Below are 18,591 nucleotides of genomic sequence, written 5' to 3' on the forward strand. Positions count from 1 at the left end.
CTATAAGAACCGTCATACCCCCACCGAGCCGAGCTCTTCACGATCACAGAGCCCGGCCTGATTTCCAGAAATCCCGGATCTGGTGCGGGACGACGAAAGAAATTGTGGGAAACTAATCCAGCTGGACGATCACCGGCGCGTGGTCGGACGGCTTCTCGCCGCCGCGCATGGCCTTCAAGATCGCGGCCGATTTCAGCCGCGGCTTCAACGGCTCGGTGACCCAGACATGGTCGAGCCGGCGGCCCTTGTCGGCCTTCTCCCAGTCGCGCGAGCGATAACTCCACCAGGAATAGAGCTTTTCCGTTTCGGGTACGAAATGGCGTACCGCGTCGGTCCAGCCGAGCCCGCCCTGGACCCGCGCCAGAGCCTCGATCTCGACCGGCGTGTGGCTGACCACCTTGAGCAGCTGCTTGTGGGACCAGACGTCGGTCTCCAGCGGGGCGATATTCAGGTCGCCGACCAGCACCATGGGGTCACTCGCCGTGCGGGCGGAGCCGAACCAGTCGACCATCTCGTCGAGGAAGGCGAGCTTGTGCGCGAACTTGTCGTTCACCGCCGGGTCCGGCTCGTCGCCGCCGGCGGGCACGTAGAAATTGTGCAGTTCGATGCCTCCGTCGAGCCGCACCGCCTGATGACGGCAGTCGGCCTTGCCGCACCAGTCGCGGCTGTCGGATTCGGTGAAGGGCACGCGGGAGACCACGGCGACGCCGTTGTAGCTCTTCTGGCCACGGATCGCCTGATGGGTATAGCCGGCCTCGGCCAGCGCCTCGGCCGGGAAATGCTGGTCCTCGGTCTTGGTCTCCTGCAGGCAGAGCACGTCCGGGGCATGGTCCTGCAGAAAGCTGAGCACGGTCGGCAAGCGCAGGCGCACGGAATTGATGTTCCAGGTGGCAATCCGCATGGGACAGGTCTTTCTGAACGGGAGAACGGAAGTTATTCGGCGGCGTCGGCAAGACCGAGGCGCGTGCGAAGATGGGCGCGGCAGGCCTCGCCGAAGGCTTCGAAGATCTGCCGGTTGATGCCGGCGATCGGCCGCGGCCATTCCGGATGCCACTGCACACCGAGGGCGAAGGACTTGGTGCCGGAGACGCTGATCGCCTCGACGATCCCGTCCGGCGCCAGAGCCTCGACCACGACATTCCGGCCCGGCTTGTCGACGCCCTGGGCGTGGAGCGAGTTGACCAGCGCCGTCTCGGAGCCGACGATCCGGGCCAGCATTCCGCCCGGTGTCATGCGGATCTCATGCGCCGGACGGTATTTCATGTCGAAATCCACGTCGCGGCGCATGCGGTGATCGAACCTGTCGTCAAGATCGAAGATGCGCTGGTGCAGCGTGCCGCCGAGCGCGACATTCATCTCCTGGATGCCGCGGCAGATGCCGAGCATCGGCACGCCGGCCTCGATCGCCTTGCGGATCAGCGGCAGGGTGACGCCGTCGCGGCGCGGGTCGTGTTCCGTGCCCTCGACGCTCGCCGGGCCGTCGAAATGATGCGGCTCGACATTGGACGGGCTGCCGGTCAGCAGCAGACCGTCGAGATGGGCGACCAGGCTGTCGAGATCGAGCTGCCCCGCCTCGAGCGCGGGGATCATCAGCGGCAGCCCGCCGACTGCCTCCGGAACGCAGGTGACGTATTTCTCGGAGACCCGCTGTACCGAGTGCGACTCGCCCTGCTGATGACAGGCAGTGACACCGATCAGGGGCAGAGACGGAACGGACAGCATGAAAGGCTCCTCGCTTCGGGACTGACAGTGCGCTCTCGGGGCCGTGACAGCATGCCGCTGGCAGCCCGGCAGAGGCGCTGCCATATTCCCCCACATGGACCTCTCCACGCAACAGCTAGTCGAGCATAAGGGTCTGCTGATCCTCGCATGGATCGCCCTGCTTTTCGGCGCCGAGCGGCTTGCGCCGGCAGTTCCGCGACAGGGCGGCTGGACGCGCGTGCTCCGCAATGCCGTGCTCGGGACCCTCAACAGTGCGCTCTCGCCTCTGATCGTCGTCCCGGTCTCGCTCTGGGCCTCGAGCCACGCGCTCGGCTGGCGGCCCGACTGGCTCGCCGGCTGGCAGGGGCTGATCGTCGATATCCTGGTTCTCGATATGCTGATCTACTGGTGGCACCGGTTGAACCACGAGATCCCGTTCCTCTGGCGCTTCCACGAGGTGCATCATCTCGACGAGTTCCTCGACGTCACCTCGGCCGTGCGCTTCCATTTCGGCGAGGTGCTGCTGAGCGCCGGGGCCCGGGCGGTGGTGATCATCCTGCTCGGCATTCCCTTCACCTCGGTGATCGTCTTCGAGGTCCTGGTACTGCTCTCGGCAATCTACCATCATTCGAACCTGAAGCTGCCGGCGCGCCTCGAGGCCGCGCTCTCCCGGGTCATCGTCACCCCGTCAATCCACTGGATCCACCACCATGCGCTCCGCAGGGACACGGACTCGAACTACGCGACGATCTTCAGCTGGTGGGATCTGGTGTTCCGCTCCCGCAGCCGGACGCAGAGGACGGCGGAGATGCGGATCGGGGTGGAAAACCGCCACGACGAGGAGGCGCTGCCGCTGATCGCGCTGCCGTTCCGAGAACGGCGCTAACCTATTTGTCGATAAAATTTCCGCTCTCGAAATCCCGCGGCTTGAAGAGATCCCGGTCCAGTTCCATGCCCTTGCGGGTCTCCAGCAGCGCCACCTTCACCTCGACCCCCTGGGCGTCGGTGATGGTCCATTGCCGAAGCTCCAGCGGCGCATCCGAAAACACCATCTGGATCATCCCGGCCTCGGGATCTTCGCGCATCCGCATCAGCAGGCGGATAACGCCCGGGTTGCGGATGACCTCCAGCACCTCGAGATTCTCGGTCAGGTCCACCGGATCCTCGACCAGCACCGCGAGCGGTGTGCTGCCGAGCGGCACATGGGTGGTCTGCTGCAGCTCGTTGTCCTGGAAGATCAGCCAGGTCCCGTCCGAGACCAGGAGCACCGGCGAGGGCGCGTCATATTCGAAGCGCATCAGGCCGGGCCGTTTCAGCGAGAGGATTCCCTGCGCCGTCGCACCCTGGTTGGAGACCTGGAGGAAACGTGCCTGCAGCGTGGTCAACCCGTCGAAATAGGCCTCGATCGCCTTCAGCGCCCGCTTGTCCTCGGCGCTGAGCGGCGCCGCGCCGGAAGGCTGCGGGAGGAGGACACAGAGCGCCAGGGCGGCAAGGGCGAGGAGCTTTTTCATGCATTTCAAATGGCAGGCGGGATGCGCAGTTGCAAGCGGCAATATTGGGGCGGCCGCGCGCCATGATCGTCATTCCCGCGAACGCGGGGACCCGGGGACCGAGATCGCCGGTGTACGATCCCTGGGCTCCCATTTGCATGGAAATGACGGTCGCGATTGCAGGAGGGAACCGGAGCGAGAGCCCCCTCACTCCTCTTCGTTCGGATTGCGCACCAGGACCTCGCGCTTGCCGACATGGTTGGCCTGGCTGATCACGCCGTCCGCTTCCATACGCTCGATCAGCGTCGCCGCTCGGTTGTAGCCGATCTTCAGGTGGCGCTGGATGAAGCTGGTCGAGGCCTTGCCCTCGCGGGCGACGATGGCGACCGCCTGGTCGTAAAGCGCATCGCCGCTGTCCGTGTTGCCGCCGGTCAGGCCCGAGAGGTCGCCGAAACCGCCCTCGCCGCCCTCGCCGTCGTCCTCGGTGACGCTGTCGTTGTATTCCGGCTCGCCCTGGGCGCGGAGATGGCGGACCACGTCCTCGACCTCCTCGTCGCTGACGAACGGCCCGTGCACGCGGGTGACGCGGCCGCCGCCGGCCATGTAGAGCATGTCGCCCTGGCCGAGCAGCTGTTCCGCACCCTGCTCGCCGAGAATGGTGCGGCTGTCGATCTTGGAGGTGACCTGGAAGCTGATCCGTGTCGGGAAGTTGGCCTTGATGGTGCCGGTGATGACGTCGACCGAGGGGCGCTGGGTCGCCATGATGACATGGATTCCGGCGGCGCGGGCCATCTGCGCCAGGCGCTGCACCGCGCCCTCGATATCCTTGCCGGCGACCAGCATCAGGTCGGCCACCTCGTCGATCACCACGACGATGTAGGGCAGCGGCGTCAGGTCGAGCGGCTCCTCCTCGAAGACCGGCTTGCCGGTCTCGCTGTCGAATCCGGTCTGCACCCGGCGCTTCAGCACCTCGCCCTTCTTGCGCGCCTCGGCGAGGCGGGCGTTGTAGCCGTCGATATTGCGCACCCCGAGCTTCGACATGGCGCGGTATCGGCTTTCCATCTCCCGCACGGTCCATTTCAGCGCCACCACCGCCTTCTTCGGGTCGGTCACGACCGGGGAGAGGAGGTGCGGAATGCCGTCATAGATCGAGAGTTCGAGCATCTTCGGATCGATCATGATCATCCGGCAGCGCTCCGGGGCATGCCGGTACAAGAGCGAGAGGATCATGGTGTTCACGGCCACCGACTTGCCCGAACCGGTGGTGCCGGCGATCAGCAGGTGGGGCATGCGGGCGAGGTCGGTCACCACCGGTGTGCCGCCGATATCCTTGCCGAGCGCGATGCCGAGCTTGGCGCCGGAGCGCTCGTGGGTGTCCGATTCGAGGATCTCGCGCAGATAGACCGTGTCGCGCCGCGCGTTCGGCAGCTCGATGCCGATCACGTTGCGCCCCGGAACCACGGCAACGCGCACCGAGACCGCGCTCATCGAGCGGGCAATATCGTCGGAGAGGCCGATGACGCGGGAGGATTTCGTACCCGGTGCCGGCTCCAGCTCGTAGAGCGTGACCACGGGGCCGTGGCGGATCTTGCCGATCTCGCCCTTGACGCCGAAATCGGCCAGCACGGATTCCAGCATGCGGGCATTTTCCTGCAGCGCTTCCGGCGCCGGGCCGGCGGCGCCTTCCGGCGCTTCCTCGAGGAGATCGAGCGCCGGCAGTTCGTAATCGCCGGCATTGGGCAGGTCGAGGCTTGCCTGCGCGACCTTTGCCGGCTTCTTCGCCGCCGCCTTGCGCGGCGCGGGGGCCTCGTCCGGCACCGCCTTCAGTACCGGTGCCGGGGATTCCACTTCCGGCGCCTTGCGCGGCGCGGAATTGAGGCGTGTCTTTTCTTCGGACGGACTGCCACCGAGCGACGGTTCCCTGCGGCCGACGGAATCGAAGCCCTTGCGGGCCAGATTGGCCGTTGCCTCGAGACCGCTTCCGAGCGCCCGACCGCCAAGCACGCCGCCTTTGGCCCCGAGCGCCGCCGCGGTGCCGACGCCGCGGCCCGCCCCGCGCGCCAGCGCCAGCCACTCGTGCCAGGCGGCACCGAAAGTCCAGAGCAGCAGTGAAACCGCGAGCAGCCCGGCGCCAAGGCCGATCCAGAGCGCGTCCAGTGCCGCCAGCAGACCGAGGGTGGAGATCTTGGTCAATACCAGGGTCCCGACAGCGCCGCCGAGACCGGCCCGGAGCGGCCAGCCGTCCGGCACCGGCAGGACCGCCAGCGCGAGGCAGCCGGCGATCAGGGCGAAGGGCAGCAGGGCGATGCGGAGCGCCACCCGCACCAGCGGCCGGTGGGTCATCAGACGCCAGCCCCAGACCGCGAAGAGCAGAACCGGAACCGCACTGACCAGACCGACGGTCTGCACCATGACGTCGGCGACGATTGCGCCGATCGGACCCAGCAGGTTCTGCGCCTCTCCGGAGCCGGCGGCGTTCAGCGACGGATCGGCCGGGGCGTAGCTCAGGAGCAGGGCGGTCCCGAGACCGGAAAGGGCGAGCAGGGCGAGGCCGGAGATTTCCACCGCCCGGCGCCTGAGATAGAGGCGCACACTCTCGGGCAGGAAGCCCCCGCCCGACATGTCGTTCCCGGCACTCTTGGTCGATGCGCTCATGAGATCTTCCCCGCAGGTTCCGCCGCCGCCTCAGAAATAGGGCGCGATGCGGCGCAAACCTTCCTCCGTGGTTTCCGTGTCGTAGACGAGGGCGATGCGCACAAAGGGATTACCCGGATTGATTCCCTGCGCGTCCTGCCTGGCCATCAGGCCGACGGGCACGATCTTGACCGCCTGCTCGCGCCAGAGGGTCCGGGTCAGATCCTCGGCATCCTCGGCGGGCATGCAGACGAAGAAGCCGGCCTCGGCCTCGTGGTACCCCTTCTTGTTACCGAGCACCCGGCTGGCGATGCGCCAGTTCTCGGCATAATGCGCCCGATTGGCCTCGACATGGGTCTCGTCCTTCCAGAGCGCCGTCGCCGCATGCAGCAACGGCAGCGGCGTCGAGGCGCTGCCGAACATGATGTACTCGCCGTAGCGCGTCACCAGTTCCGGATCCCCGGCCATGAAGCCGGAACGCATGCCCGGCGCGCTTGATCGTTTCGAGAGTGAATGCAGGACGACGATATTCTCCAGGCTGTCGCCGAGCGCGGCCGCCGCCTCGAGGCCGCCCGGCGGCGGGTCGCCGCGGTAGATCTCGGCATAGCATTCGTCCACCGCGAGCATGAAATCGTACCGACGCGCCAGTTCGATCGCGCGCTTCAGATAGTCGAGGGTCGCCACCCGGCCCTGCGGATTGCTCGGCGTGCAGAGAAAGCAGAGAGCGGTCCGCTCCAGGATCTCCGGCGCCACATCCTCGGGATGGGGCAGAAAGTTGTTTTCCTCGGTGGCGTTCATGTAGACCGGCTCGGCCCGGCCCAGCATCGCCGCGCCGCGATAGGAGTGGTAGAGCGGGTTCGGCATCAGGATGACCGGCTGCTGCCCGTTCTTCCGCTCCGGAACCGCGAGGAAGCCGAGCTGGTAGAGCGCCTCGCGCGTGCCCGAGATCGAAGTGACGTGGCGCTCCGGGTCGAGCAGACCGGACGGCAGGCCGTAGCGCCGTCCAAGCCAGGAGGCGACCGCCTCGCGAAACGCGAGATCACCCTTCGGCGGCGGGTACTTGTTCCAGAGATCGCCGTTCGCGGCGATGATCTCGTTCACCAGGGCGGGCGGCTGGATCTGCGGTTCTCCAACGGAGAGCATGATCGGACGCTTGCCGGCGGCAGGCTCGACACCCTCCAACATCCTGTTCAGGCGCGCGAAGGTATAGTCGCTAAGCGGTTGAAGCGCCGGGTTAATCATCGATTTCTGTCCTGTTCGGCCGGGATTCCGCCCCAGCCATTCACGTTCTTTTGGAAATCTATCATAGAAGCCCGATAGTTATGGGGCAACTTTAATGCAAAGCCTCACATAAAGGGGGGTTCGGGTTTCTTTATATGAATTTCAGATAAAATATTGTTTTAAATAGAGAACGGGCCCGGATGTCGCCATCCGGGCCCGCTTGGTCAGGTACTCTCGGGAAATCAGACCCGCTGGGAGCCTCCGCCGAACTCGGGATAGGCTTCGAGGCCGCACTCCGCACGGTCGAGGCCGAGCGCTTCCTCTTCATCGCTGGCCCGCAATCCGACGGTCAGCTTGAGGACCGTCCAGACGATCGCGCTGGTAACCATGACGAAGGCGCCGATGGCGACGATGCCGATCACCTGGGTCGAGAAACTCGCACCGGAGAAGACCACCGCGATGGTACCCCAGATGCCGCAGAACAGGTGAACCGGGATCGCACCGACGACGTCGTCGATCTTCAGCTTGTCGAGTAGCGGGACGGTCACGACGACGATGATGCCGCCGATCGCACCGATCATCACCGCAAGGCCGATACTCGGCGCGAGCGGCTCGGCGGTGATCGAGACCAGACCGCCCAGGGCACCGTTGAGCGCCATGGTCAGGTCCAGCTTCTTGTAGATGATCTGGGTCAGGATCACCGCGGCGACGACGCCGGCGGCCGCAGCCATGTTCGTGTTCACGTAGATCGTCGCGATGTCACGAACGTCGGCGGCGGAGCCCATGGCGAGCTGGGAGCCGCCATTGAAGCCGAACCAGCCGAGCCACAGGATGAACGTGCCGAGAGTCGCCAGCGGCAGGTTCGCACCCGGCATCGGATGCACGGAACCGTTGCTGCCGTACTTGCCCGTCCGCGCGCCGATGATGATGGCGCCGGAGAGCGCCGCCCAGCCACCGACGGAGTGCACGATGGTGGATCCGGCGAAGTCCGAGAAGCCCATCTCGCTCAGCCAGCCGCCGCCCCAGGTCCAGGAGCCCTGGATCGGGTAGATGAATCCGGTCAGCAGAACCGTGAAGATCAGGAACGGGAACACCTTGACGCGCTCGGCGACGGTGCCGGAAACGATCGAGGCGGTCGCCGCCACGAACACCATCTGGAAGAACCAGTCGGAGGCCGCCGCGTAGCCGCTGCCGTCGCCGGTGAAGCCGGCTTCGGTGATGACATCGTCAGACGCCGACCAGACCGAGAGCGAGCCGATAAAGCCGCTGACATCCATGTACATCAGGTTGTAGCCGACGAGCCAGTAGAGCAGGCCCGCGACGGAGTAGAGGGTGATGTTCTTGGCGCACTGCATGGTCGTGTTCTTGGTGCGGACCAGGCCCGCCTCGAGCATGCAGAAGCCGGCCGCCATCCACATCACGAGGAACCCGTGCATCAGGAAGGACAGCGTATTGAAGATGAAGGCCGTCTCTGGTTCGACAGCCGCGGACGCAGTCTCGGTCAGCGTGATCGTGACCAGCGCTGTAACGGCCGCCAGAGCGGAATAGCCGAAGAATTTTCTCATCTGGTGAACTCCTTAAAGCGCGTCGTTGCCGGTCTCGCCGGTGCGGATCCGGACGGCTTGGGAGACATCCAGCACGAACACCTTGCCGTCGCCGATGCGACCGGTATTCGCTGCCTTCTGGATAGCCTCCACCACCTGTTCCGCCAAGTCGTCCGGCACCGCCACCTCGACTTTGACCTTCGGAAGGAAATTCACGGCGTATTCCGCGCCGCGATAGATTTCGGTTTGCCCCTTCTGCCGTCCGAAGCCCTTGACCTCGCTTACCGTCAGCCCCTGGATCCCCAGAGCGGTCAGCGATTCTCGGACCTCGTCAAGCTTGAAGGGCTTTACGATTGCCATGATCAGTTTCATGCCGCCCAACCTTCTCCTGTTGTGCTTTGCCGTCCGCCCGTCGCCGGGCATGCCGGATGTCTGCGCACCGCAGATCGGTCGAGTCATTACAAATAGCGTGCCGAGAATCGAGAGATTGAAAAAATACATATATGTCAATGCATTAAGCAATTCTCGAGCCCTCCGGAAGTCTTGATGACTCAGCATTCGTGCACAATTTTTAGGCATCAATGTAACCGTGATGTAATTTTGTGCAGCGCAACAGGGGCTGCGACAAAGCGCGCGGGACCTTGTCTGCCCGCCGCGTCCCTGTATCTTCGCTGGCACCCATTCGACGCGATCACCCGGAGAAACGCCGTCATGAGTCACCCGGATTGCGATGTACTGATCGTCGGCGGCGGCCTTTCGGGCATGTCGGCCGCTCTGGCGTTGCAGTCGGCGGGCCTCAAGGTCACCGTGATCGATCCGGTCCCGGCGGAGGTTCAGACTGCAGCAGGGCATGACGGCCGGACCACTGCCATTTCCCAGAGCAGCAAGCGGATGCTGGAGAGGCTCGGTGTCTGGGAGGCAATGCCCGAGCCGGCCTGCCCGATCGGCGATATCCGCGTGCAGGAAGGCGGTTCGCCCCTGTTCCTGCAGTTCGACCGCGAAGATGCCGGGGCCGAGGCCATGGGCTTCATTGCCGACAACGGCGCCCTCAAGGCCGGCCTCTACCGGCAAGCGGTCGGAAAGGACGGGCTGAAAGTGCTCGCCCCGGCTTCGGTCGCCGGGCTCGAGAACGGTCGCGGCCTCGTTACCGCGACGCTCCGGGACGGCCGTCAGGTGACGGCGCGTCTCGCCCTCGCCGCCGACGGTCGCCGCTCCCCGACGCGGCGCCGGGCCGGCATCCGGACGACCGAGTTTTCCTACGGGCAGACCGCGATCACCTGCACCGTAAGCCACGCCCGCCCGCACAATGGCATTGCCTACGAGCATTTCCGGCCGGCCGGCCCCTTTGCCATGCTGCCGCTGATGGATGCGGAGGACGGCAGCCACCGGTCCTGCCTCGTCTGGAGCGAACGCACGGCGACGGCGGAGGCCCTTCTGAGACTGTCAGACGGGGAATTCGCGCAGGAACTCGCGGAAGCCTTCGACGGGTCTCTCGGTGCGCTGCATGTCAGCGGCAAGCGCTGGGCCTATCCGCTGGGTCTTGTCCATGCGGAGCGCTATATCGGACCCCGTCTGGTGCTGGTCGGAGACGCCGCGCACGGCATTCACCCGATCGCCGGACAGGGCTTCAATCTCGGCCTGCGCGACATTGCGGCCCTGGCCGACACGATCGAGGACGCACGGCGGCTCGGGCTCGATATCGGTTCGGCCCCGGTGCTGGAGAAATACCAGCGCTGGCGCCGCTTCGACGTGATGTCGATGATTGCGGCAACGGACGGGCTGAACCGGCTGTTCTCGAACAATTCCGCCGCGGTGAAGCTGCTCCGCGATGCCGGCCTCGGCCTCGTACAGCGAATCGGGCCGCTGAAACGGGCCTTCATGCGGGGCGCCATGGGGACGGTCGGGGACCTGCCGCGCCTAATGCGGGACCCGGCGCAGCGCCAGGGCCGTCGCGTCAGGGCTCGCGGCTGAGGCCGGCCTCTTCGAGTTCCTTAAGATAGCGGGTCCAGATCTGATCCTTCTCCGCGCCGAGCTTGTGCAGATAGCGCCAAGTATAGATGCCGCTGTCGTGCAGGTCGTCGAACTTGATCCGGACCGCGTAATTGCCGACCGGCTCCATGCCCATGATATTGACGTGCGCGCGGCCCGAAACGAGCTTCTTCTGCGACGGCACATGCCCCTGCACTTCCGCCGACGGGCTCTCGACCCGGAGCAGTTCCGCCGGAATGCTGAAGCTCTCTCCGGTGTCGAAATCGATCTCGAGACACTTCTCCGCCGACTGAACGCGGATCTCGGTCGGCCAGATCTCGGTCGAGAAACCGTCGCTCATGCTTCAGCCCGCCCGCTTGTCGGCGTTGGCCTTCACGGCGGCCGCGCCCGGAGCCACCGGATCCCCGTCCTCATCGAGCGGCCGCGCCTCGTCCGGCAGCATGATCGGCACGCCGTCGCGGATCGGATAGGCCAGCCGGGCCTGCTCGCTTACCAGCTCCGAACGTTCCCGGTCGTAGGTGAGCGGCGCCTTGGTAACCGGGCAGACCAGGATTTCGAGCAGTTTCGGATCGACCTCGCGTTCCGCCGCCCCGGCCGCGGGTTTGTCAGTGCCGTGCATGTTCCTCGTCCCTCGGATCGTGAACCGCCATTTCTAGCAGGGCCAGCATGGTGTCGCCACGTTCCTGCAGCGTCGGCGCCTCCAGCAGCGCCTGCTTCTCCAGTGGTCCGAACGGGCAGACCATGGCGAGCGTCGTCAGCAGCTGGATATCCTCGGCATTCTCTATCGAGTCCCAGTCGGCGCGGATGCCCTGAACGGCGAAATAGTCCTTCAGGCCGCGCATGAGCCGGGAGCGGTCCAGCACCAGGCAATCGTCCGAAGACTTGAAATCGGCAGCGAAACTGCACCAGTCGGCGACCACACGGCGATACCCGGAACGGCCCTCCAGCTCCTGTTCGACATGGAAGCGCGCGACCCCCGTCAGCGTGATCAGGAAGCGGCCGTCCTCGGTTTCGGAGAAGGAGGTGATCCGCCCCGCGCATCCGGTCCGCTGCAGACAGGGGCTGTCGGCCTCGAATGCCTCCGCCGGCTGGATCATTCCGATCAGCCGGTCGGTGGCGAGCGCGTCCTGGGTCATGACGAGATAGCGCGGCTCGAAGATATTGAGCGGAAGCTTGCCGCCCGGAAGCAGCAACACCCCCGGCAGGGGAAAGACCGGAATGCAGGCAGGCATGTCCTCCAGGTCAGGAGAAAAGGGGCTGCGCGACAGGGTATCCGGCATTTCCGTTCAACCTCCAGGTTCAGGAAAACAGCACGGCGGAGAGTTTGCGTCGGCCCTGGATGGTCACCGGATCGGTGTGACCGAAGGCCTCGAAGAACTTCACCAGCTGCTTTCGGGCTTTCTGTTCTTCCCATTCACGATTCAGGCGGATGCTCTCGATCAGTGCATCGACGGCTCCCTCGCGGTTACCGCCGGCGAACAGGGCCATGGCGAGATCGTAGCGCGCCTGGTGGTTCTTCGGATCGGCTTCGATCGCCGCGGTCAGCTCCGCGACCTCGCCGGCATCGACGCTCTCGCTCGCCAGCTCGAGCGACGCAATCGCCGCATGGACCTCCGGAGCCTTCTTCAGATCCTCGGGAAGCTGATCGATCACCTGCTGCGCCTGCTCGACCTGTCCGATCGCCACGAGCGCGCGGATCAGGCCGGCATTGCCGCGGACATTCTCCGGATCGTGCTGCACGACCTGGCTGTAGATCCCTCCCGCGCCCTGGGCATCGCCCGCCTCAAGCATCTGATCCGCCGCCTCCAGCGCCTCGTCGAGCGGCGATTCACCCGCCGCACCGCCGGTCAGACGTTTGACGAACTCGCGAATCTGGCTTTCCGGCAGGGCGCCCTGAAAGCCGTCCACGGGCCGGCCCTGGTGAAACGCGAAAACCGCCGGAATCGACTGCACCCGCATCTGCTGCGCAATCGCGGGGTTCTCGTCGATATTGACCTTCACCATGCGGACCGCGCCGCCGGCATCGCGCACCACCTTCTCGAGCGCAGGGCCGAGTTGCTTGCATGGTCCGCACCAGGGTGCCCAGAAATCGACGATGACCGGTGTCTCGCGAGAGGCCTCGATGACATCGGCCATGAAACTGTTCTGGTCCGAGTCCTTGATCAGGTCGGCGGGATCCGGCGCGGCGTTGATGAGGGGTTCCATTGGGTCGTCCGTTCTTTGCTTAAGGGTAAAGTTTGACCGGCGGCGTCACTTGACAAGGCCCTAGCGGGATCAGCCGAGAGCCTTGAGATCGAGAATCTCCGGAACGTAGCCGAGATCGGTCAGGAAAGCCTGAAGCCCGGCGGGAGAAACGGCGATCGTCATCTCGTTGGAGAGCGGGTGGTAGTTCAGCGGGTCGAAACCCAGCATGTCCTTGTCCAGCACCACGGTGACCTCCCGGCCGACATCGTTGATCAGGGCGAAGGGAGAGACCGCGCCGGGCACGATCCCGAGATAGGTCATCAGCCGGTCCGGGCTGCCGAAGGAGAGCCGCGCGCCGCCGAAGGCCTCGCCGAGCTGCTTCAGGTCGATCGGCCGGTCCTCGAGCGTGACCAGCAGCCACATCCTGCCCTTGCGGTCGCGCAGGAAGAGGTTCTTGCAATGCCCGCCCGGCAGCTCCCCGCGCAGCGCCTTGCTGTCCTCGACGGTGAAGAGCGGCGGATGCCGGTGCAGATCGTAAGCGATGCCGCGGGCATCGAGATGGGCCAGCAGCTGCTCAGGTGTTCTGGGAGCCGCCTGGCCGTCCCCGGAAGCTGATTCACTCTCTGCCATGGCACAATCCACTCGCGATTTCTTTGCTCAGCGGCGCTGGCAGCGCCCGCCGGAAGCACAGGAAATAGCCGGAAAAGCAGGAAAAACCAAGGGTTTCGTGCGCGCGCCGGCGCTCTTGCGAGGCCCTGAAAAAAAATGTGATTTCGAGGCTTGCATTGCGAAGAACAGTTTGTATTATCGCGGCCTCTTCACGGCGTCGCCGACGCCGCTGGATGCGGGCGTAGCTCAGGGGTAGAGCACAACCTTGCCAAGGTTGGGGTCGTGAGTTCGAATCTCATCGCCCGCTCCACTCTCTCTTCCGAGAGGTGAAGACAGAAACGATCAGAGCGGCCCCCTTGGGCCGCTTTTCGTTTTTGCGGTCTGCGATACGCACTCCGCCGCTGCTAGTCTTTGCCGGCCGCCTCCCGTGCCTTGCGCCGCGCCAGAACCGCCTCGCGGTGGCTGATATAGGCGGTAGAGCCGAAGATCACCGCGCCGCCGAGCCAGACCCAGACGCTCGGCTCCTCGCCGAACAGCAGGAAGCCCATGACCGCGATCAGCGGCAGCTTGATGAACTCGAGCGGCTGCAGCTGGGAGATCTCGGCGAGACCGCAGGCACGGGTCCAGCACATGTGGCCGAGCGTCCCCGCCCCGGCGAGGCAGAAGAGCCAGAGCCAGGTGATCGGATCCGGCCAGGTCCAGTAGAACAGCGCCGGCACGAGGGAGAGCGGGCTCTGCAGCAGCACCATCCAGAGCACGATCGCTTCCGGCCGCTCGGTCGCCGTCAGTTTCTTCACCACCAGCGCTGTGATGGAAATTCCGAGCGCGTTGCCGAGCGCGAGCAGCGCCCCCGGAGAAATCGCCTCCATCCCCGGACGCAACACGATAAGCATGCCGGCGAAGCCCGCGACGAGCGCCGCCACCCGGCGTGCCCGTATCACTTCCCCGAGGACCAGAACCGCGCCGATGGTGGCGAAGAGCGGCGCGGTAAAGCCGAGCGCCGTCGCCTCTGCGAGCGGGATCATGGTGATCGCCGCGAAACCCGCCGCCATCGCCACCAGATTGACCGCCGCGCGCAGGCTGTAGAGACCGTATCGCTTGGTCCTCAGCGCGCCGAAGCCTTGCTGCATGATCCAGGGCGCCATCAGCACAACCGCGAGGAAATTGCGGAAAAACACGACCTCGAGCACATGCAGGGTCTCGGAGGAGAGGCGGATGAAGAGCCCCATCGAGGTGAAGAACACCATCGCCGTGCTCATGAGGAGGGTCGCCCGGACCGTGGCCGGCAGCCTTGAAAAGGCGGCGATGAAACGCATGAGATGAAGCCTGAGTGCGGTTTGAGGGCCGAGACTATCGCGGCCGGGCGCGCATTGCCAGCCGGCAGGCGCCGCGCGGGAGCCTGCCGGCAACTTGACCTGGATCAAAGAAGCGCCCGCGGCGGCATGCTCCTATCTCGAGAGCCAACGACCGCAACGACCAACTCAGGAAACGAAAATGTCCCACGTCCCCCACGAACTCGCCGCAGAATTCCCGGAAGCGGTCGACAAGATCCACGATCTGAAGCTGAACAACGCCCATTTCGCCAAACTGGCCGACGCCTATCATGAGGTGAACCGGGAAATTCACCGGATCGAGGCGGAAATCGAGACCACGTCGGACGCCTATGCCGAGGAGCTGAAGAAAAAGCGGTTGGCTCTGAAGGACGAGGTCGCAGGCTTCCTGAACGCCTGACCGGCTCAGGCCGAGCCCGCATCTTCCTCGAGCAGGCCCTTCCTCTCGAGATGCGCACGGGTCGCATCAAGGGCCCGCTCGAGTTCCTCCTCGAATCGCAAACGGGCCGGGTCGGATGCGGGATCCGCCGGAATTCCGGATTGCAGCGCGGCTTCCAGATCCGCTGCCGCGGCATTCAGGGCCGCCAGACCGAGATTTCCCGCAACCCCCTTGATCTGATGCGCGAGCCGGGAGGCCGCGACATGGTCGCCCCGGTCAATCAGAGCGCCGAGCGTGCCGGCGTTGCCTACATTCTGCCGGTGGAACTCGTTGAACAAGCGCCCGGCAAGCAGGTCCGACCCGACGAGCCTCGCAGTCCGGTCGAAAGGTTCGAAGCCCGCGTTTTCCTCCGTGATGTCCGGTGCGACGCCCTCGCCCCCCGCTTCGGCCTCGAACGTGACCCCCTTGATACGGCCGGAGCGCACGCCGGCCAGCGCCTCGAAGAGCTTTTCCTCCTCGATCGGCTTTGCGATATGGGCATTCATTCCGGCTTCGAAACAGCGATCGATTTCGGAGGTGATCGCATGGGCGGTCACCGCAATGATCGGAAGATCGCGAAACCGCTCGTCCTCCCGGATATGGCGCGCCGCCTCGATGCCGTCCATGACCGGCATCTGGATGTCCATGAGAACGGCATCGTAATTCCGCGGATCGCCCCCGAGCACCGTATCGACGGCGAGCCGGCCGTTGCCGACGAGTTCGACCTCGACGCCGACACGACGCAGAAGCGCCGCGACGACCTGCTGGTTGATCGCATTGTCTTCCGCGACCAGAACCTTCATGCCCGAAACCAGCGCAGAGGCCGGGTCCGGCGGCGCCTCATCAATCTCGCGACCTTCCGCGAGCGCATGCAGCAGGTGCAACAACCGCTCCTGCGCGATCGGTTTTGTCAGCACCGCGCTCAGTCCGGCGGCGCGCGCCTGTTCCGTCAGGCCTTCGGCGTTTGCGCCGGTCACCAGAACCACCTTGGGTTCGGTTCCGCTCCCGCCGCGGGCCTGGCGGATCTTCCGCGCGGTCTCGAAGCCGTCGGCCTCCGGCATGATCCAGTCGAGGACCACCAGGTCGAATCCCCGGCCCTCCCGATGGGCTTCTTCGATGCACGCCAGCGCGGCGGGCCCGGAATCGGCCTCTTCGACATCGAGCTCCAACGTCCGGAACATGCCTGTCAGCACGAGACGCGCCGTCGCGCTGTCATCGACGACCAGAACCCGCCAATGTCTGAACGGCGCCGTCGCGCTGTCGCCCGCCAGAAAGGGGCTGACGGACGTCCGGAACGGCAGGACGACATGGAAGGCGCTGCCCTCTCCGGGCGCGCTCTCGACCCAGATCTTGCCGCCCATCCGCTGCACGAGATCCTGACAGATCGAAAGTCCGAGACCGGTGCCGCCATATTGCCGCGTTGTCGAGATGTCCGCCTGCGCGAACGGCTTGAAGATCTTCTCCTGCTGCTCCGCGGTGATGCCGATGCCGGTATCCTCGACTCTGAAGTCCAGCTCGACCTGATTGTCCGTCAGCGCCCGGGGCCGGACATGGAGCCTGACGGAACCCTCTCCGGTGAACTTGACCGCATTGCTGCAGAGGTTGGTCAGAATCTGAGCGACGCGCAGCGGGTCGCCATGAAGGTCGAGGGGGGTATCCGGGTCGATGAAGACGTCGAACTCCAGGCCCTTTTCGGCTGCCAGATCCCCTGCAAGCCCTCCGGCCTGATCGATCACCTGCCGGAGGTTGAAATCTGTGGCGTCGATCTCGATCTGGCCGGCCTCGATCTTCGAGAAATCGAGAATGTCGTTGATGATGCCGAGAAGAATCCGGGAGGAAGATACGATCTTGCTGACGAAATCGCCCTGCGTTTCGTCCAGCGTAGTCCCTTGCAGTAACCGCCCGAGGCCGACGATTCCGTTGAGCGGCGTGCGGATTTCGTGGCTCATGTTGGCCACGAAAGCGGATTTGGCGCGACTCGCCGCCTCGGCCTCTTCCTGACGCTGCTTCAGTTCGGTGATGTCGACGCGGAAGGAAAGAAATCCGCCGTCCGGAGTCTTCGAATCCTGAATCCGGATCCACCGGCCATCGGGCAGAATTTGCTCCACGACCGGCCCGGGGTCCCTGAACTGCCGCAGACGCATCGAGATCCAATCCTCTTCCCGGCCGACGGCTTCCGGGATCTCGCCTTCATAGGCCGAGACGCGGATGATCTCCTCGAACGCCCGGCCCGGGATCATCGTCCGGCGCGTGCTGGGATAGAGATCCTTGAAGCGCTCGTTGCAGAGCACCAGACGCATGTCGCGGTCATACAGAACGAATGCGCCGTTCATGGCATCGAGCGCGATGCGCAACTGGCGCTCGGCCTCGGTCGCCGCTTCCTTGGCGGCGATCAGTCCCGCTTCCTGCGCCGCGAGCGCCTGAACGTCCCCGCGCCGCCTCTCGTGATAGAATCCCAGACCGGCGACCGGCGCGGCGATCGCCAGACCGATCAGAAGAACCGGGAACCAAATGCGCAGATAGATCTCGTGGGGGACAGTCCAGCCGCCGTTCGGTCGCCCGGCAAACACCCACGTCCCGACGGGAAGATTGACCGCCTGCAGGACCGGCTCGGACCGGAACAGTCGTTCGTCCCCGTAGAAGACGTCCCCGTCCAAGCCTTTTCCGTCGCGCCCGCGGATTGCAAATTCGAAAGTCATCTCGGCAGGATTCGCCGGAATCCCGGCGGCCGCGTAGAGTTCCTCCATATCGATGACGGCGGATACCAGCCCCCAGAAACTCTCGGTTCCGTCCGGATTTCTGACGAAAACGGGATAGCGCCCGATGACCGCGACTCCGCCCTGAAGCAGGGTCAGGGGACCGGCCAGCACGAGGTCGCGCGCCTCCCGCGCTTCGATGGCCGCCGCTCTTTGTGCCTCGTTCTTGCGGTAATCGAGGCCGATCGCGCTCTCGTTCCCTTCGCGCGGATAGATATAGCGCAGCACCAGATCGGGTGCGGCGCCGATATTGCGCAGTTGCAGGCGCCTGGTGAAGAGCCGCTCCGCGATCCGGGAGAACTGCTGCTCCGACATCTCCGGGTTGGCCGAAATGGTCGCCGCGAGCCCGCCGACGAGCCTGATGTTCGAGGTAACGATGCCCTCGAGACGGGCCCGCAGGAGGTCGAGTTCGCCGGAGATCTCCCGACGCGCCTCCGCGAGGTGCGCCCGGCGCGCTTCGAGCGAGAGATACCACCCGCTGCCAATTGCGGCGGCGAAGACCAGCAGAGCCGGAAGCATCGCGAGAATTCGAATGCGCATTCGTCCAAGTTCCGCAGGGCGTGCCCGGGCGCACATCCCTGATCATGCCTGATCCAATACTAACCGTATTTCGCCAATCATGGGCCCCGGCGCATTACCAATCTCTTAAGGCCTGCCGATTAACCGTGTCCGGAAATCGGATCGAAGCCCGTCGGACGGGAGGCCAGCGAAATG

The 18,591-nt window shown here is 65.1% G+C and carries 18 protein-coding genes and 1 tRNA gene; 5 read left to right on the plus strand and 14 right to left on the minus strand.

Annotated elements, in window-relative coordinates; all coding sequences use genetic code 11:
- Positions 1 to 112: 112 nt before the first annotated feature.
- Positions 113 to 901, minus strand: a complete 789-nt coding sequence (xth, locus tag ACOOE1_RS14305) for an exodeoxyribonuclease III (RefSeq protein WP_420402875.1) — start codon at positions 899 to 901, stop codon at positions 113 to 115.
- Positions 902 to 933: 32 nt separating this feature from the next.
- On the minus strand, positions 934 to 1,722 hold the full coding sequence (locus ACOOE1_RS14310) for a gamma-glutamyl-gamma-aminobutyrate hydrolase family protein (protein ID WP_420402876.1): 789 nt from the start codon (positions 1,720 to 1,722) through the stop codon (positions 934 to 936).
- Between the two features lie 94 nt (positions 1,723 to 1,816).
- Between ACOOE1_RS14310 and ACOOE1_RS14315 the strand changes: the two genes are divergently transcribed.
- Positions 1,817 to 2,587, plus strand: coding sequence for a sterol desaturase family protein (locus ACOOE1_RS14315; RefSeq protein ID WP_420402877.1), 771 nt, complete (start codon positions 1,817 to 1,819; stop codon positions 2,585 to 2,587).
- Between the two features lies 1 nt (position 2,588).
- Here the strand turns inward: ACOOE1_RS14315 and ACOOE1_RS14320 are convergent, their stop codons facing one another.
- The 5 genes from ACOOE1_RS14320 to ACOOE1_RS14340 all read right to left on the minus strand — a co-directional run bounded on the left by ACOOE1_RS14320 (position 2,589) and on the right by ACOOE1_RS14340 (position 8,962).
- Complete coding sequence (locus ACOOE1_RS14320; RefSeq protein ID WP_420402878.1) at positions 2,589 to 3,212, minus strand: LolA family protein; 624 nt, start codon at positions 3,210 to 3,212, stop codon at positions 2,589 to 2,591.
- Positions 3,213 to 3,398: 186 nt separating this feature from the next.
- Positions 3,399 to 5,846, minus strand: a complete 2,448-nt coding sequence (locus ACOOE1_RS14325; protein ID WP_420402879.1) for a DNA translocase FtsK — start codon at positions 5,844 to 5,846, stop codon at positions 3,399 to 3,401.
- A gap of 30 nt (positions 5,847 to 5,876) precedes the next feature.
- Positions 5,877 to 7,067, minus strand: a complete 1,191-nt coding sequence (locus ACOOE1_RS14330; RefSeq protein ID WP_420402880.1) for an aminotransferase class I/II-fold pyridoxal phosphate-dependent enzyme — start codon at positions 7,065 to 7,067, stop codon at positions 5,877 to 5,879.
- A gap of 221 nt (positions 7,068 to 7,288) precedes the next feature.
- Positions 7,289 to 8,611, minus strand: a complete 1,323-nt coding sequence (locus tag ACOOE1_RS14335; protein WP_420402881.1) for an ammonium transporter — start codon at positions 8,609 to 8,611, stop codon at positions 7,289 to 7,291.
- Positions 8,612 to 8,623: 12 nt separating this feature from the next.
- Positions 8,624 to 8,962, minus strand: coding sequence for a P-II family nitrogen regulator (locus ACOOE1_RS14340; RefSeq protein ID WP_028466168.1), 339 nt, complete (start codon positions 8,960 to 8,962; stop codon positions 8,624 to 8,626).
- Positions 8,963 to 9,301: 339 nt separating this feature from the next.
- On the opposite strand from ACOOE1_RS14340, the gene ACOOE1_RS14345 reads away from it, so the two are divergent.
- Positions 9,302 to 10,561 carry a UbiH/UbiF/VisC/COQ6 family ubiquinone biosynthesis hydroxylase gene (locus ACOOE1_RS14345; RefSeq protein ID WP_420402882.1) on the plus strand — a complete coding sequence of 420 codons (1,260 nt, stop codon included), beginning with the start codon at positions 9,302 to 9,304 and terminating at the stop codon, positions 10,559 to 10,561.
- On the opposite strand, the gene ACOOE1_RS14350 is transcribed toward ACOOE1_RS14345, so the two are convergent.
- From ACOOE1_RS14350 to ACOOE1_RS14370, 5 genes are all read right to left on the minus strand, one after another.
- The gene (locus ACOOE1_RS14350) at positions 10,545 to 10,919 is read right to left on the minus strand and encodes a gamma-butyrobetaine hydroxylase-like domain-containing protein (RefSeq protein WP_420402883.1); all 375 of its coding nucleotides are present in this window, start codon (positions 10,917 to 10,919) and stop codon (positions 10,545 to 10,547) included. The two genes, ACOOE1_RS14345 and ACOOE1_RS14350, sit on opposite strands and share 17 nt — an antisense overlap.
- A gap of 3 nt (positions 10,920 to 10,922) precedes the next feature.
- Positions 10,923 to 11,198 (minus strand): Trm112 family protein, encoded by a 276-nt coding sequence (locus tag ACOOE1_RS14355; protein ID WP_420402884.1) that lies wholly within the window; start codon positions 11,196 to 11,198, stop codon positions 10,923 to 10,925.
- Positions 11,185 to 11,859 (minus strand): LON peptidase substrate-binding domain-containing protein, encoded by a 675-nt coding sequence (locus ACOOE1_RS14360; protein ID WP_420402885.1) that lies wholly within the window; start codon positions 11,857 to 11,859, stop codon positions 11,185 to 11,187. The genes ACOOE1_RS14355 and ACOOE1_RS14360 overlap by 14 nt, the downstream gene beginning before the upstream one ends.
- 19 nt (positions 11,860 to 11,878) lie before the next feature.
- Complete coding sequence (gene trxA, locus ACOOE1_RS14365; RefSeq protein ID WP_420402886.1) at positions 11,879 to 12,784, minus strand: thioredoxin; 906 nt, start codon at positions 12,782 to 12,784, stop codon at positions 11,879 to 11,881.
- Between the two features lie 69 nt (positions 12,785 to 12,853).
- Positions 12,854 to 13,393 (minus strand): prolyl-tRNA synthetase associated domain-containing protein, encoded by a 540-nt coding sequence (locus tag ACOOE1_RS14370; RefSeq protein ID WP_420402887.1) that lies wholly within the window; start codon positions 13,391 to 13,393, stop codon positions 12,854 to 12,856.
- Between ACOOE1_RS14370 and ACOOE1_RS14375 the strand changes: the two genes are divergently transcribed.
- Complete coding sequence (locus tag ACOOE1_RS14375; RefSeq protein ID WP_420402888.1) at positions 13,392 to 13,628, plus strand: hypothetical protein; 237 nt, start codon at positions 13,392 to 13,394, stop codon at positions 13,626 to 13,628. The genes ACOOE1_RS14370 and ACOOE1_RS14375 overlap by 2 nt on opposite strands.
- Positions 13,608 to 13,682 (plus strand) — tRNA-Gly (locus tag ACOOE1_RS14380). Before ACOOE1_RS14375 ends, ACOOE1_RS14380 begins: the two co-directional genes overlap by 21 nt.
- A gap of 94 nt (positions 13,683 to 13,776) precedes the next feature.
- Here the strand turns inward: ACOOE1_RS14380 and ACOOE1_RS14385 are convergent.
- On the minus strand, positions 13,777 to 14,688 hold the full coding sequence (locus ACOOE1_RS14385; protein ID WP_420402889.1) for a DMT family transporter: 912 nt from the start codon (positions 14,686 to 14,688) through the stop codon (positions 13,777 to 13,779).
- A gap of 178 nt (positions 14,689 to 14,866) precedes the next feature.
- On the opposite strand from ACOOE1_RS14385, the gene ACOOE1_RS14390 reads away from it, so the two are divergent.
- Positions 14,867 to 15,103 carry a YdcH family protein gene (locus ACOOE1_RS14390; protein ID WP_420402890.1) on the plus strand — a complete coding sequence of 79 codons (237 nt, stop codon included), beginning with the start codon at positions 14,867 to 14,869 and terminating at the stop codon, positions 15,101 to 15,103.
- A gap of 5 nt (positions 15,104 to 15,108) precedes the next feature.
- Here the strand turns inward: ACOOE1_RS14390 and ACOOE1_RS14395 are convergent, their stop codons facing one another.
- Positions 15,109 to 18,417, minus strand: a complete 3,309-nt coding sequence (locus ACOOE1_RS14395) for a response regulator (protein ID WP_420402891.1) — start codon at positions 18,415 to 18,417, stop codon at positions 15,109 to 15,111.
- Positions 18,418 to 18,591: the final 174 nt, after the last annotated feature.

Origin of the sequence: Nisaea sp. (genome assembly GCF_965216895.1) — a bacterium.
GTDB lineage: Bacteria > Pseudomonadota > Alphaproteobacteria > Thalassobaculales > Thalassobaculaceae > Nisaea.

Bases quoted from the DNA above. Each gene is read 5' to 3' on its own strand.
- xth (WP_420402875.1), bottom strand. From the start codon at position 901: ATGCGGATTGCCACCTGGAACATCAATTCCGTGCGCCTGCGCTTGCCG.
- ACOOE1_RS14310 (WP_420402876.1), bottom strand. From the start codon at position 1,722: ATGCTGTCCGTTCCGTCTCTGCCCCTGATCGGTGTCACTGCCTGTCAT.
- ACOOE1_RS14315 (WP_420402877.1), top strand. From the start codon at position 1,817: ATGGACCTCTCCACGCAACAGCTAGTCGAGCATAAGGGTCTGCTGATC.
- ACOOE1_RS14320 (WP_420402878.1), bottom strand. From the start codon at position 3,212: ATGAAAAAGCTCCTCGCCCTTGCCGCCCTGGCGCTCTGTGTCCTCCTC.
- ACOOE1_RS14325 (WP_420402879.1), bottom strand. From the start codon at position 5,846: ATGAGCGCATCGACCAAGAGTGCCGGGAACGACATGTCGGGCGGGGGC.
- ACOOE1_RS14330 (WP_420402880.1), bottom strand. From the start codon at position 7,067: ATGATTAACCCGGCGCTTCAACCGCTTAGCGACTATACCTTCGCGCGC.
- ACOOE1_RS14335 (WP_420402881.1), bottom strand. From the start codon at position 8,611: ATGAGAAAATTCTTCGGCTATTCCGCTCTGGCGGCCGTTACAGCGCTG.
- ACOOE1_RS14340 (WP_028466168.1), bottom strand. From the start codon at position 8,962: ATGAAACTGATCATGGCAATCGTAAAGCCCTTCAAGCTTGACGAGGTC.
- ACOOE1_RS14345 (WP_420402882.1), top strand. From the start codon at position 9,302: ATGAGTCACCCGGATTGCGATGTACTGATCGTCGGCGGCGGCCTTTCG.
- ACOOE1_RS14350 (WP_420402883.1), bottom strand. From the start codon at position 10,919: ATGAGCGACGGTTTCTCGACCGAGATCTGGCCGACCGAGATCCGCGTT.
- ACOOE1_RS14355 (WP_420402884.1), bottom strand. From the start codon at position 11,198: ATGCACGGCACTGACAAACCCGCGGCCGGGGCGGCGGAACGCGAGGTC.
- ACOOE1_RS14360 (WP_420402885.1), bottom strand. From the start codon at position 11,859: ATGCCGGATACCCTGTCGCGCAGCCCCTTTTCTCCTGACCTGGAGGAC.
- trxA (WP_420402886.1), bottom strand. From the start codon at position 12,784: ATGGAACCCCTCATCAACGCCGCGCCGGATCCCGCCGACCTGATCAAG.
- ACOOE1_RS14375 (WP_420402888.1), top strand. From the start codon at position 13,392: ATGGCACAATCCACTCGCGATTTCTTTGCTCAGCGGCGCTGGCAGCGC.
- ACOOE1_RS14370 (WP_420402887.1), bottom strand. From the start codon at position 13,393: ATGGCAGAGAGTGAATCAGCTTCCGGGGACGGCCAGGCGGCTCCCAGA.
- ACOOE1_RS14385 (WP_420402889.1), bottom strand. From the start codon at position 14,688: ATGCGTTTCATCGCCGCCTTTTCAAGGCTGCCGGCCACGGTCCGGGCG.
- ACOOE1_RS14390 (WP_420402890.1), top strand. From the start codon at position 14,867: ATGTCCCACGTCCCCCACGAACTCGCCGCAGAATTCCCGGAAGCGGTC.
- ACOOE1_RS14395 (WP_420402891.1), bottom strand. From the start codon at position 18,417: ATGCGCATTCGAATTCTCGCGATGCTTCCGGCTCTGCTGGTCTTCGCC.